At 74.7% G+C, this 12742-nt stretch carries 11 protein-coding genes; 6 read left to right on the top strand and 5 right to left on the bottom strand.

From position 1 onward, the window contains the following. Positions 1–64 precede the first annotated feature (64 nt). Positions 65–1357 (bottom strand): citrate synthase, encoded by a 1293-nt coding sequence (locus tag BS73_RS25400; RefSeq protein WP_037576271.1) that lies wholly within the window; start codon positions 1355–1357, stop codon positions 65–67. Positions 1358–1572: 215 nt separating this feature from the next. Next, positions 1573–3867 (bottom strand): SF1B family DNA helicase RecD2, encoded by a 2295-nt coding sequence (gene recD2, locus BS73_RS25395; protein ID WP_051940532.1) that lies wholly within the window; start codon positions 3865–3867, stop codon positions 1573–1575. 200 nt (positions 3868–4067) lie between these two features. Between recD2 and BS73_RS25390 the strand changes: the two genes are divergently transcribed. The 4 genes from BS73_RS25390 (at position 4068) to BS73_RS25375 (ending at position 6846) form a co-directional block, all read left to right on the top strand. Beyond that, positions 4068–4874 carry a VOC family protein gene (locus BS73_RS25390; protein WP_037576269.1) on the top strand — a complete coding sequence of 269 codons (807 nt, stop codon included), beginning with the start codon at positions 4068–4070 and terminating at the stop codon, positions 4872–4874. A 61-nt stretch (positions 4875–4935) separates the two neighbouring features. Beyond that, positions 4936–5400 carry a GNAT family N-acetyltransferase gene (locus tag BS73_RS25385; protein ID WP_037576268.1) on the top strand — a complete coding sequence of 155 codons (465 nt, stop codon included), beginning with the start codon at positions 4936–4938 and terminating at the stop codon, positions 5398–5400. 58 nt (positions 5401–5458) lie between these two features. After that, positions 5459–5995: a MarR family winged helix-turn-helix transcriptional regulator gene (locus tag BS73_RS25380; RefSeq protein WP_051940529.1), complete on the top strand. Its 537-nt coding sequence runs from the start codon at positions 5459–5461 to the stop codon at positions 5993–5995. Positions 5996–6093: 98 nt separating this feature from the next. Further along, positions 6094–6846, top strand: coding sequence for a trypsin-like serine peptidase (locus BS73_RS25375; protein ID WP_051940526.1), 753 nt, complete (start codon positions 6094–6096; stop codon positions 6844–6846). Positions 6847–6849: 3 nt separating this feature from the next. Here BS73_RS25375 and BS73_RS25370 read toward each other — a convergent pair whose 3' ends face one another. Then, a complete protein-coding gene (locus BS73_RS25370; protein WP_037576266.1) occupies positions 6850–7701 on the bottom strand; it encodes a ZIP family metal transporter in 852 nt (283 codons plus the stop codon). 430 nt (positions 7702–8131) lie between these two features. Between BS73_RS25370 and BS73_RS38350 the strand changes: the two genes are divergently transcribed. Continuing rightward, a complete protein-coding gene (locus BS73_RS38350) occupies positions 8132–8905 on the top strand; it encodes a hypothetical protein (protein WP_161789704.1) in 774 nt (257 codons plus the stop codon). Between the two features lie 179 nt (positions 8906–9084). Beyond that, complete coding sequence (locus BS73_RS38885) at positions 9085–10125, top strand: hypothetical protein (protein ID WP_051940523.1); 1041 nt, start codon at positions 9085–9087, stop codon at positions 10123–10125. 34 nt (positions 10126–10159) lie between these two features. Here the strand turns inward: BS73_RS38885 and BS73_RS25355 are convergent, their stop codons facing one another. Beyond that, entirely contained in the window at positions 10160–10627 is a 468-nt protein-coding gene (locus BS73_RS25355; RefSeq protein ID WP_037576264.1) for a DUF6278 family protein, read from the bottom strand. A gap of 96 nt (positions 10628–10723) precedes the next feature. Continuing rightward, positions 10724–12619 carry a restriction endonuclease gene (locus BS73_RS25350; RefSeq protein WP_037576263.1) on the bottom strand — a complete coding sequence of 632 codons (1896 nt, stop codon included), beginning with the start codon at positions 12617–12619 and terminating at the stop codon, positions 10724–10726. Positions 12620–12742 lie beyond the last annotated feature (123 nt).

Genomic DNA, 12742 nt, shown 5'->3' with positions numbered 1-12742 from the left:
CGGCCACTCCGCGCCGCGCGCGAACACATCCGGTACCGACACCGACGCGGCGCCGGCGTCGGCGTTACGCGCGCTCCTCCAGCGGGACGAAGTCGCGCAGCACCTCGCCGGTGTAGATCTGCCGCGGGCGGCCGATGCGGCTGCCCGGCTCGGTGATCATCTCCTGCCAGTGGGCGATCCAGCCCGGCAGCCGGCCGAGCGCGAACAGCACGGTGAACATGCTGGTCGGGAAGCCCATCGCGCGGTAGATCAGGCCGGTGTAGAAGTCCACGTTCGGGTAGAGCTTGCGCGAGACGAAGTAGTCGTCGGTCAGCGCGTGCTGCTCCAGCTTGAGCGCGATCTCCAGCAGCTCGTCGGACTTGCCGAGCTGGGAGAGGACGTCGTGGGCGGCGGCCTTGATGATCTGCGCGCGCGGGTCGAAGGACTTGTACACCCGGTGGCCGAAGCCCATCAGGCGGACGCCGTCCTCCTTGTTCTTGACCTTGCGGATGAACGCGTCGACGTCGCCGCCGTCGTTCTTGATCTGCTCCAGCATCTCCAGCACGGCCTGGTTGGCGCCGCCGTGCAGCGGCCCCCAGAGGGCGTTGATGCCGGCCGAGATGGAGGCGAAGAGGTTCGCCTGCGAGGAGCCGACCAGGCGGACGGTCGAGGTGGAGCAGTTCTGCTCGTGGTCCGCGTGGAGGATGAGGAGCTTCTCCAGGGCGGCGACCACGACCGGGTTGAGCTCGTAGTCCTCGGCCGGCACGGCGAAGGTCATCCGCAGGAAGTTCTCGACGTAGCCGAGGTCGTTCCGCGGGTAGACGAACGGGTGGCCGACGGCCTTCTTGTAGGCGTAGGCGGCGATCGTCGGAAGCTTCGCGAGGAGGCGCACCGAGGAGAGGTAGCGGTGCTCGGCGTCGAAGGGGTTGTGGCTGTCCTGGTAGAAGGTGGACAGCGCGGAGACCACCGAGGAGAGCATCGCCATCGGGTGGGCGTCCCGGGGGAAGCCCCGGTAGAAGCCCTTGACGTCCTCGTGGAGGAGGGTGTGCTGCCGGATGTCGTGCTTGAACTTCTCGAGCTGGTCCGCGTTGGGGAGCTCGCCGACGATCAGCAGATAGGCGGTCTCGAGGAAGCTGCCGCGCTCGGCGATCTGCTCGATCGGGTAGCCGCGGTACCGCAGGATGCCCTGGTCACCATCGATGTAGGTGATGGCCGACTTGGTGGCCGCGGTGTTGCCGAAGCCGTTGTCGAAGGTGGTCAGGCCGGTCTGGCCGAGCAGCTTCGAGATGTCGAAGCCCGCGTTGCCGACGGTCGAGTCGACCACCGGGTACTCGTAGTCGCTGCCGTTGTACCGCAGTACTACCGCTTTGTCGCTCACGTCTTCCCTCACACCGACGAGTACGAAGGACCCGAAGGACCTTATTTAGATGGGGATGCCCTGACTGCTCCTACCATCCCCCATCTGGGCGACATCGATGTAGCCGGGGTGACCCAAAAAGAGCTTCGTCCTACAACGATCGATCAGTCAAGTGGTGAGAGGTGAACAAAAGCAGGTCTCGGCCGGGCTTGGCGCACGGCCCTCTTGACAGTTCCTCAGCCCTCCTCCCCGACCACTCGGCCGGCCAGCCGCAGATCCACTGCGGTATGCCTCCGACCTGCGGAAACGCTGCGGACGGCCTGACCCAGCGCCCGCCGTGAGCCGACCAGCACCACAAGCCTCTTCGCCCTGGTCACAGCGGTGTAGAGGAGGTTCCGCTGCAGCATGGTCCAGGCGCTGGTGGTGATGGGAATCACGACCGCCGGGTACTCGCTGCCCTGCGAGCGGTGGATGGTCACGGCGTAGGCGTGGGCCAGCTCGTCGAGCTCGTCGAAGTCGTATCCGACCTCCTCGTCCTCGTCCGTGCGGACGGTCAGCCGCTGCTCCTCGGGATCGAGTCCGATCACCACCCCGCCGGTCCCGTTGAAAACGCCGTTTGTACCCTTTTCATAGTTATTGCGAATCTGGGTGACCTTGTCCCCCACTCGGAAAGTCCGTCCCCCGAACCGCTTCTCAGGAAGATCTGGCCGGGCGGGCGTGAGCGCCCCCTGGAGAAGGGTGTTCAGCGCCGCCGCGCCGGCCGGGCCGCGGTTCATCGGGGTCAGCACCTGGACGTCCCGGCGCGGATCGAGCCCGAACCGCCGGGGGATCCGGCGGGCCACCACGTCCACGGTCAGGCCGGCCGCCCGCTCCGAGTCCTCCTCGGGGAAGAGGAAGAAGTCCGGCAGGCCCTCGGTGACCGGCGGCCGGCCCTGGTTGATCCGGTGGGCGTTGGCGACCACCCCGGACTCCTGGGCCTGGCGGAAGATCCTGGTCAGCCGGACCGCCGGGACCGGGCCGCCGTCCGCGAGGAGATCCCGCAGCACCTCCCCCGCGCCGACCGAGGGCAGCTGGTCGACGTCTCCCACCAGCAGCAGATGGGCACCCGGCGGGACCGCCTTGACCAGCTTGTTCGCCAGCAGGAGGTCCAGCATCGAGGCCTCGTCGACCACCACCAGATCGGCGTCCAGCGGATGCTCCCGGTCGTATCCGGCCTCGCCGCCGGGCTTCAGCTCCAGCAGGCGGTGGACCGTGGCCGCCTCGCCCCCGGTGAGCTCGGCCAGCCGCTTGGCCGCCCGCCCGGTGGGCGCGGCCAGCACCACCTTCGCCCGCTTGGCGGCGGCGAGCTCGACGATGGAGCGGACCGTGAAGGACTTGCCGCAGCCGGGGCCGCCGGTCAGCACCGCGACCTTCTCGGTGAGCGCCAGCCGTACCGCCTGCTCCTGCTCCGGGGCGAGGTCGGCGCCGGTCCGCCCGCGCAGCCAGCCCAGCGCGGCCGACCAGTCCACGGTCCGGAAGGAGGCCAACCGGTCCTCCGGGGCGCGCAGCCGGCGGAGGAGCTGGCCGGCCAGGGAGGACTCCGCCCGATGGAAGGGCACCAGGTAGACCGCGCGCAGGGGCTCGGCGGACACCCCCTCCGCCCCCTCCGCCCCCTCCCCGGGGTCGTCCGCGAGATGCTCGCCCGGGAGGAGCTGGCGGACCACGCCCTCCTCCGCGGCGAGCTCCGACAGGGCGTCGATGACCAGGCCGACGTCCACCTGGAGGAGCTTCACCGCGTCCGCGATCAGCCGCTCCTCCGGGAGGAAGCAGTGCCCCTGGTCGCTCGCCTGCGAGAGGGCGTACTGCAGGCCGGCCTTGACCCGCTCCGGGCTGTCCTGCGGTATCCCCACCGCCTGCGCGATCCGGTCCGCGGTGAGGAAGCCGATCCCCCAGACGTCCGAGGCCAGCCGGTACGGCTGGTTCCGCACCACCGAGATCGCCGAGTCCTGGTACTTCTTGTAGATCCGCACGGCGAGCGAGGTGGAGACCCCGACGCCCTGGAGGAAGACCATCACCTCCTTGATGGCCTTCTGCTCCTCCCACGCGGCGGCGATCAGCCTGGTCCGCTTGGGGCCCAGCTTGGGCACCTCGATCAGCCGCCCCGGCTGCTGCTCGATCACCTCCAGGGTGTCGACGCCGAAGTGGTCCACGATCCGCTCGGCCAGCCGCGGGCCGATCCCCTTGATCAGCCCGGAGCCGAGGTAGCGGCGGATGCCCTGGACGGTGGCGGGGAGGACGGTCGTGTAGTTCTCGACCACGAACTGCCGCCCGTACTGCGGATGGCTGCCCCAGCGGCCCTGCATCCGCAGCGACTCGCCGACCTGGGCGCCGAGCAACGCGCCCACCACGGTGAGGAGTTCGCCGCCGCCGCGGCCGGTGTCCACCCGGGCCACCGTCCAGCCGTTCTCCTCGTTGGCGTAGGTGATCCGCTCCAGCACGCCGTCCACGACGGCCGGCGCGGGCCGCCCCTCGGTTCGCGCCGCCGTGCCCATCCCGCCCCGCCCCTCCCGCCGTCCGCCGGAACAACCCGCACGCTACTCCGCCGCTGCGACAACCCGCCGCCGCTCCGGGCGGGCCTGTGGAAAACCCGCGGCTGTCAGTGGTCCGCGTCACACTGGGAGGGTCCGGGGGAAGTCCAGCGGCGGGCGGACGGGAACGGCCGTCACGGCCGCGCTCACTTCGAGGAGGACACGTGCTGACCACCGACTTCACCCATGGCGCGCCGGTCTGGGTCGACCTGGAGGCCCCCGTCGTGGACGACGCCGTGGCGTTCTACCGGGCCGTCCTGGACTGGGAGTTCCGGGACCTCGGGGCCGAGGCGATGCACTACCACATCTGCAGCGCGGGCGGCCGCTCGGTGGCGGCGATCGGCCCGGGCCCCGACCCCGCCGCCGCCGGCGGCTGGAAGCTCTACTTCCACACCGAGGACGTGGACGCCACCACCAAGGCCGTCGAGCAGGCCGGCGGCTCGGTGCTGGTGCCGCCGGGGGACGTCGGCCCGATGGGGCGGATGGCCGTCCTCGCCGATCCGGCCGGCGCCCGGTTCGCCCTCTGGCAGCCGGGCACCGTCCCGGGTCTCGAGCGGGTGTCCGAGCCGGGCTCGCTGACCTGGACGGAGCTCTACACCACCGACCCGGCGGCGGTGCGGCGGTTCTACTCCACGGTCTTCGACTGGGAGTTCACCGACCACGAGATGCCGGGGCTCCCGGGCGGCGGGACGTACACCGTGATGTCCCGCGCCGGGAAGGGCTCGGTGGAGGAGCGGACGATCGGCGGGATCGTGCCGATCGTGCCGGAGATGGCCTCCGCCGGGGTGACGCCGCTGTGGCAGCTCTACTTCGCCGTCGCGGACTGCGACGCGACGGTGGCCACGGCGCGCCGGCACGGCGCCGCGCTGGTCCGTCCGGCGATGACGGTGGAGGGGGTGGGCCGCTGGGCGCACCTCACGGACCCGTCGGGGGCGCGGTTCTCGGTGATATCGGAGGCGCCGGCGGGTTGAGCGGGACGGTCGGCGCCGGAGGCGGGCCGGCGGGCCGGCGCACCGCCGTAGGCTGCCGGGCATGGGTGATCTGATCATCCGCCCGGCAGTGGCCGAGGACCTCCCGGCGCTGGTGGCCATGCTGGCCGACGACCCCCTGGGCGCGGCCCGGGAGTCGCCCGACCGGCCCGAGCTCTACCGGGCCGCCTTCGAGCGGATAGCGGCCGACCCGAACCAGTACCTGGCCGTCGCCGAGCGCGGCGGCCGGGTGGTGGGGACGCTCCAGCTGACGACGATCCCGGGGCTCTCCCGGCGCGGGACGGTCCGCACCGTCATCGAGGCGGTGCGGGTCGACGCGTCCGAGCGCGGACGCGGGCTGGGCACCGAGCTGATCGAGTGGGCCGTCGCGGAGTCCCGGCGGCGGGGCGCGGGGCTGGTCCAGCTGACCTCGGACGCCGGCCGCACCGACGCCCACCGCTTCTACCGGCGGCTGGGCTTCGTGGACAGCCATGTGGGCTTCAAACTGGCCCTGCCGGACGCGGACTGACATATTGCGAGCCTGGCTCCGTCGATGCGTGCGGGGGACTCGGGAGAGGAAGGACGGCATGGACGGCAGGGGCGACGAGGCCGCCGAGTTGGCTGACGCGGTGCAGCGGGCGTCCAGGCGGATCCGCCGGGAGACCTTCCACCGCCTCGCCCCGCACGGGATGACGCCGAGTCAGGGCCGGGCGCTGGACGTACTGGCGCGCGGCCGCCGCGAGGGGAACGGCGCCGAGGCGGTCGACGAGGGGACGGCCGACGCCGGGACGGCCGACGCCGGCGGGCGGGAGATGCGGCTCAACGAGCTGGCCGAGCGGCTGCGGATCGCCCCGCGCTCGGCCACCACCGTGGTGGACGCGCTGGAGGCGGCCGGACTGGTGGAGCGCGCGCCGGATCCGGCCGACCGGCGGGCCACGCTGCTGCGGCTGACGGCAGCCGGCCGGGAGTCCGTGCAGCGGCTGGTGGCCGTGCGGCGCGAGGTCGCCGAGGAGTACTTCGCGCCCCTCGACCCCGCCGACCGCGCGACGGCGCTGCGCGCGCTCCGCGCGGCGGACGCGGCGGCGGGCCCGCTGCGGAGCGGCGGGGCGCGCCGGGTGCACTGAGCGGGCGGGGTGGGCGGTGCTCTCGCCGCACCTCCCTCTAGACCAAGCAGCGCAACACAGTTGGCGGCCCCCGGCGGCCCGCGCCCAGCATCGAGCGCATGAGGATCTCTTGGCGCTCGCGCGCAGCGCTCGCCGTCTGCGGGGTGCTCGGCGGAGCCGTCTGCGCGCCCGCCGTCGCCGCCGCCGCGGCAGCCCCCGGATCGGTCTCCTTCGCCGGTGCGCCCCGGATCGGCGCCCTCTTCTCCGGCGAGCCGCAACCCCGGCACCACTTCTGCACCGCCTCCGTCGTGGACAGCCCGCGGCGCGACCTGATCGTCACGGCCGCCCACTGCCTGGGCGGACGCGCGGGCTCGAACCCCGGAGCGGTCTTCGTCCCCGGCTACCGGGACGGCCGCGCCCCCTACGGCCGCTGGCGGATCGCCCAGATCTTCGTCGACCCGCACTGGTCGCGCTCCCACGACCCGGACTACGACGTGGCCTTCGCGACCACCGCCGGCAGCCTGCCGGTGGAGGACGCGGTCGGCTCGGAGGCGATCCGCTTCCGGCCCCGGGCCGGCGGCTCCGCGGTGGCGGTCGGCTATCCCGACCGGTCCGAGCGCCCGGTGTACTGCGCGGCCCGGCTGTCCGTCTTCCGCGCCCAGCGGCAGCTGCGGTTCGTCTGCCCGGGGCTGCCCGACGGCACCAGCGGCGGCCCGCTGCTGGCCCGCGGCGCCGGCGGGGCGAACGGACGGGAGACCGTCCTCGCCGTGATCGGTGGCTACCAGCAGGGCGGCACCACCGCCGGCGTCTCCTACGCCAGTTACCTCGGGTCCGGGATCGCGGCGCTCTACCGGCGGGCCGCGGCGGGCTGACGGTCAGCCGGCCAGGCCGATGACCAGCCACATGAAGGCGGCGCCCGCCACGGTGCAGACCAGGGTGGCGCGGGAGGGGTGCTGGGCGTGGGCCTCGGGGAGGATGTCCGAGGTCGCCAGGTAGAGCAGCACCCCGGAGAAGAAGCCCAGGTAGAGGCCGAGTACCTGCTCGGGGATGTCGAAGGCGAGGGTGATCGCCGCGCCGACGATCGGCGCCAGGGCGTCGCAGGCGAGGAGGGTGAGGGCGCGCCGCCGGTCGTTCCCGTAGAGGCTGGTGATGGTGTAGGTGTTGAAGCCGTCCGCGAAGTCGTGGGCGATGACGGCGACCGCGACCACCGCGCCGATGGTGTTGCTGGCCTGGAAGGCGGCTCCGATCGCGAAGCCGTCCATCATGCTGTGCACCACCAGCCCGCCGGCCGCGGCGAGGCCGAGCCCCTGGGCGCGCCCGTCCACTATCGCGAAGCCGTGGCCGTGGGCATGACCGTGCCCGGCACCGTGACCATGGCCATGGCCGTGTCCCTGACCGGGGACTCCGTCGGGGCCGCCGGTCAGGTGCCGGCCGTCATGGCTGTGGGCGGCGTACTCGCCCTCGTGGGCGCGGTGGATGGCGATCGACCGCTCCACGATGTGGAGCAGCAGGAATCCCCCGGTGGCGAGCACCAGGGCCGACGGGACGCCGAACCACTGGAAGTCGGCCGCGTGCAGCGCCTCGGGGATCAGGTCGAAGGCGACCACACCGAGCATCAGTCCCGCGGCCAGGCCGAGGACCAGGTGCCGGCGGTCGCCGACCCGGCCGGCCACCAGCCCCCCGAGCAGGGTCATCAGCATGGCCCCTGCCGCCACCACTACCGGCATCTCGCCCTCCCGGCGCTCCCGAAGTCCCGTACGCGTTCCGGACCGCCGAGCCGAATCGGCCGGGCCTCTGGCACGTCGGGGACGTCGGGCGCGGGGTTCAGCACGGGGCCTTATTGAGAATGATAATCACTCTTCCGGAGTACTCGGAACCACCGGCTCCCCCGGAGGATTCCCGGCGACCCCGAGCCGGCTCCGGCGGAACGCGACGGCCGGCGGCCGCCCGCTGCCCTGGCGGACGACCGCCGGCCGCCTCCGGGCCCTGCCCTCAGCGGCCCGTCCGTGCCCCGCCGGCTGGACTGAGCCGGCGGTGCCCCTCGCCGAACATCCTGCTGGGGGCCGTCCCGGCCCGCCCGTGGAGATCGTCCGTACGGGGCGGACGGGACCGGCCCGGAGAGGGGAACCGGTTCACGGTCTCCGCCGTCCCACCGACATGACGGTGCTTCAGCGCGGCGACGGGCGTCCTTCGTTGACGCCCCGCGCGCTTCCGGCACCCGGGCGCGGCCGCCGCCGGCTGGACGGGCGGCGGCGGCTGCTCGGACCGCGCGGCCGGCTGCTCGCCGGGGCGATCGCCCTGGTGGTCGGCGGCACCGGACTGACCGCGTGCAGCAGCGGGAACGGCGGCGGCTCGGCCACCCCGACGCCCAGCGCCCCGGGCACGGTGACCAGCACCGGCGCGCCCGGCAGCTCCCCCGCCCCCGGCGGCGGGACCTACCGGGTGGACACCGGTCTGCGGCTGCTGACGCCGATGCCGCGGCCCGAGCCGAACCTCCGCACCGTCCTGAGCACCGGAACCGACATCGCCGTCCTGGCCGCGCGGCTGCGCGCGGACGGCGACCCCGCCGCCGCCCGGCGGCTCCAGGTCAGCCTCGCCGGACCGCCCCCTTCTGGCGAGGCGTTCATCGTCTCGGTGTTCGCCGTGCACTGCCGCTTCCCGGAGAGCGCCCAGCTATGGCGCACCGGTGACCAGCTGACGGTCCGTCGGATCGGCGGCAGCGGGATGCAGTGCCTCGGCTCCACACCGGGTTCCACGCCCGGCTCCACGCCCGGGGCCACCGCCGCGGCCGGCGACGGGGAGCTGCCTGGCGGGTACGCGCTGGTCGTCTTCTCCGCGCCGGTCGCCCGGATCCCGGCGAACGCGCTGCTGGACGGACTGCCGTTGCAGCCGGTCTCGACCGGGCGGGCCACCGGCTCCCCCGTGCACTGAGCCCAGCGGGGCGCCGAGCGGTCAGGTGTCGCGAGAGTAGGGGTGTCCGCCGCGGGGAAGCGGCACAACGGCCGGTTCGCGGTGGTGTGCCGCCCCCTCCGGATGCGTACGCTGCCGGAAGGTGCCAGGCGCCGGGCTGTCGCCGGGGGAGGACACGTGGCACCGGGGGAGGCACGTCCATGCGTAGCGGACGCGGAGGTTCGCGCGCCGGGTTCGCGCTCGGCGCGCTGCTGGCCGCCGGGCTGCTCGCCACGGCCGCCGGGGTCGGCGAGGACGGCACGGCGGGTCCTGGCACGGGAACGGGCACCGGGAGCGCCTCGGCGCGGGTGTCCCTCCTCCCGGCGGGGCCGGACGGCGGCCAGGGGTCTTCGGCTGCTCAGGGGGCTTACGGCGGACGAAAGGCGGCGCCGTCGGCGGCGGACTCCGGGGGCGCGGGCACGCCCGCCGCGACCCGCTCGTCCGCGCCGTCGACCTCGACCGTCGCGAGCTCGGCGGACGCCCGGGCCCGGACCGGCGGCGGGGCTGGGACCGGAGCCGGCGCGGGCGCGGGCGGGAGTTCTGCGGGCTCATCGGGGTCGGGCGGTTCTGGCGGCTCGGGCGGGTCGGGCGGCTCGCACGGGACCCTGCTGCGGCCCGGAGCCTCGGGCATCCTGCAGCTGCCGCCGGGGACGCCCGGCGCCTCCGGCGGCGGCTCCATCCTTCCCGCGGGCGCGTGCGTGGCCGAGCGGCGCGGCCGGACCGGGCTGTCCTTCCGCCAGGTGGCCTGCTCGGACCGGTCGGCCTACGGCAGGGTGACGCTGCGGCTGCCGGCCGGGACTGCCTCGCCCCCGCCCTGCCCGGCGAACACCGACTTCGAGCTGGGGCTGACCACCGTGCTCGGCGCCGCGGTCGGCGGCGTCGCCGGGGCGCCCGCCTCGGTGCCGGCCGGGGTGGCCTGCCTGCGGAAGCTGCACGGCCCGCATCCGGGGGACCCGGGGCAGGGCGGCGGCAGCGGGATCGTCGTCGGCGACTGCCTGGCCGCGGTGGGCGGCCCGGGGGCGGGCGGCACCCCGGTCCGGGAGACCGCGTGCGGCCGCGGGGCCCGGCCCGCCGCGCAGTACCGGGTGGTCGCCATCACCAGGCCGCCGGGCCGGAGCTGCCCCTCCGGCACCCGGTACCTGATCGCGATCCACAACCCGGGCCAGGGCCGGCGGACCGCCTGCGCGGTGGCCGCGGGCTGAGGCCGCGGGGTGAGGCCGCGGGCTGAGGCCGCGGTCAGCCCTCGGACACCTCGTTGTAGATCGCGGAGAGTTCGGGGGCGCCCTCGATCGCCCACGCGTGGCCGAGCTCCACCACGTCCAGTTCCCGCCCGCTGGCCAGCAGGACGACGGGGTGGCCGTTCGGCCACAGCTGCCAGGCGGCGCGCGCGATCCGCTGGACGATCACGGTGCCGAGGTAGAGCCCGGCGTCGTTGCCGAGCCAGGAGGCGGTGTCCGGGTCCTCGCGCCAGCGCGGCAGCAGCTGGTCGAGGCGTTCCAGCGAGCGCGGGGTGTCGTCGAGCTCCACTCCGGCGGCTATGGCCTGCTCGCGCAGGAGTTCGCACTCGGAGAGCAGCTCGTTGAGGGTCGCCGCGTCGGGACCCCCGCCGGTGGCGCCGTCACCGCCGTCCCGGCCGTGGAAGACGGCGATCCCGCGGGAGATCCCGTGCCGGGCGCGCCAGTTCTCTAGGAAGGGGAAGCCCATGGACTCAGCCTGACAGTTCGCCCCCCTCGGCGCACCCTTCCTGCGGGCCGATTCACGGAGGTGGCGTAGAACCGCCCGCCGACCGTCCGCACGCCGTCAGCCGCCCAGTTCGGCCCCGAGCTGGGTGCGGATCAGGTCGCGCAGCTCGACGCCGTCGATCAGCCGGAGCTCCGGGCGTTCCTCGGCCAGCGCCTCCGCGTCCGGGTGGAAGCGTCCGGTGGTGGCCCAGACGCAGCGCGGCCGGCCCTCCTCCTCGGCGGCCTCCAGGGCGCTGCGCACCGCGTCGGCGCTGATCACCTGCGGCCGGCGGGCCACGCAGACCACCTCCTCGTCGGCGAGGGCCAGCAGGCCGTCCCGGCCGAGCAGCCGCGGCGACCAGCCGGTGCTGCCCATCCGGTCGAACAACTCGGCTGCCAGCGCGGCGAATTCGCCCTGGGACAGCTGCTCGGGCGCGGGCGGCGCGTCCGTCATGGGCAGCTGCGCGCGGGGCTGCACCGGGTGCTGGGCGTACGGGTCGTCGGAGTGGGCGCCGCTGAGCGCGCGCAGCCGCTCGACCGCCTCGGCGTGGTGGAGCGGCAGCAGGGCGTCGCCGCCGACCAGCTCCTCGTAGCGGGCGTCCACCGAGACCAGGCAGCGCGACTCCGGGTCGGGGGTGCCGACCCGGCCGTTGAGGACGATGCCGTAGAGGACGCCGCCGGTGTCCACGGCGAGCAGGGCGTAGAGCGCGCGGAGCACCAGCCGTGCGGTCAACTGCTCGTAGCGGGCCCGCACTTCGGCGGGCGGGCGCTGGATGCCCTCGACCCCTTCGAGGGCCGGGCGGAAGCTGAGCGCGGCCGGGACGATGCCGGGCGCGGGCAGCGCCAGGTCGACGACGGCGGTGCGGGTGAGGGAGCGGTAGCGGACCCGCGCGCTGCCGGTGCCGGGCAGCCCGGGAAGGCCCGGGAGCTGGTCGGTGAGCCGGGCGGTGGCGGTGGCCAGGGCGCGCTCGAGCACCGACTCGACGGCCTGCGGCTGGGCGTCCTCGTAGGCCTCCCGGCAGACGTCGAGGCGCTGGTTGAACTCGCGGACGGCGTGCTCTCGGGCCCGCTCGGCCTGCTCGTGCTCGGCGTGCACCCGGGCCGAGGCCTCGGCCAACTCGCTCTGCCGCTCCCGGAATTCGCGCAGCGCCTTCTGGTACGCCAGACGGGCCTCGGCGCGGATCCTGAGGTACTCGCGGGAGGCGGGCGAGGCCGAGCCGGAGCCGACCGACGAGGCGGCGCTGCGGGCGCCCGCGCTCTGGCCGGCGGACTGCCCAGTGGACTGCCCGGACGGCTCCGGCGGGGCGTAGTCGGCCCAGGCCGGCGGCGTGCCGGGGTCGGCCTCCGGCGGCAGCGGCCGGGGGCGGTAGTGCCGGCGGAGGGAGTCGAAGTCGGCCGGGGGCGGGGGTTCGGCGGCTATCGCCAGCAGCTCCTCCAGGCGCTGCTCGGCGTCCTCGGCGGCCTCGGTGTACTGGGCGGCGAGGTAGGAGCGGCGGCTGCGGGCGGCGGCCGGGTCCTGGGGGGCGGCGTTCACCGTCGCCGTGGCGTGCGGATGGGCGTTCGCCGACGGGCCTTCTACGGGCGGGAGTCGAGGGCCGTCGGGCTCGCCTTCGGCGTCCTCGTCCCAGCTCTCCTCGTCCCAGCCCTTCGCCGAGGCGTCCTGGCCGGGACCGCCGCCCGCGGCGGAACCGCCGCCGGAGCCGGCACCGGGGGCGTGGGGGCCGAGGACGGTGGCGAGGGTGTCCGCGACCGGCCGCGGGGCCGGCGGCTCGGAGGGGGCCGCAGAACCGTGCTCGGCGGGTCCGCCCGCGGCCTCGGCCGAGGCCTCCGGCGAGACGCCGGCGGTACTCCCGCCCATGGCCGACGACCCGCGGCCCTCGCGCCCGGTGTCCGGTTCCGGCCCGGCGGTGGCCGCCGCCGTCCGCGGGTGGGCGAGCCGCCCCCACCAGCCCCGTGCCGGCTTGCCGCGCACCATACGTCTCCTCGTCGTCGGGCTTGCTCGAGCTCGTCGAAAACGCTGCGAAAACCCTGGTCCGCCCTCATCGTTCCGCATTCGCGCCGTGTCCGCACCCGGCTCCGCCGAGATCACCGGCCACAA

This window comes from Phaeacidiphilus oryzae TH49, from assembly GCF_000744815.1.
In the GTDB taxonomy this organism is placed as follows: domain Bacteria; phylum Actinomycetota; class Actinomycetes; order Streptomycetales; family Streptomycetaceae; genus Phaeacidiphilus; species Phaeacidiphilus oryzae.
Note: the sequence above shows the minus strand (reverse complement) of the source record. Positions and strands in the feature narration are given on the sequence as shown.

Coding starts and splice junctions, on each gene's coding strand:
- BS73_RS25380 (WP_051940529.1), top strand. CDS start 5,459: ATGGACGGCAGGGGCGACGAGGCCGCCGAGTTGGCTGACGCGGTGCAG.
- BS73_RS25350 (WP_037576263.1), bottom strand. CDS start 12,619: ATGGTGCGCGGCAAGCCGGCACGGGGCTGGTGGGGGCGGCTCGCCCAC.
- BS73_RS25355 (WP_037576264.1), bottom strand. CDS start 10,627: ATGGGCTTCCCCTTCCTAGAGAACTGGCGCGCCCGGCACGGGATCTCC.
- BS73_RS25375 (WP_051940526.1), top strand. CDS start 6,094: ATGAGGATCTCTTGGCGCTCGCGCGCAGCGCTCGCCGTCTGCGGGGTG.
- BS73_RS25370 (WP_037576266.1), bottom strand. CDS start 7,701: ATGCCGGTAGTGGTGGCGGCAGGGGCCATGCTGATGACCCTGCTCGGG.
- recD2 (WP_051940532.1), bottom strand. CDS start 3,867: ATGGGCACGGCGGCGCGAACCGAGGGGCGGCCCGCGCCGGCCGTCGTG.
- BS73_RS38885 (WP_051940523.1), top strand. CDS start 9,085: ATGCGTAGCGGACGCGGAGGTTCGCGCGCCGGGTTCGCGCTCGGCGCG.
- BS73_RS38350 (WP_161789704.1), top strand. CDS start 8,132: ATGACGGTGCTTCAGCGCGGCGACGGGCGTCCTTCGTTGACGCCCCGC.
- BS73_RS25385 (WP_037576268.1), top strand. CDS start 4,936: ATGGGTGATCTGATCATCCGCCCGGCAGTGGCCGAGGACCTCCCGGCG.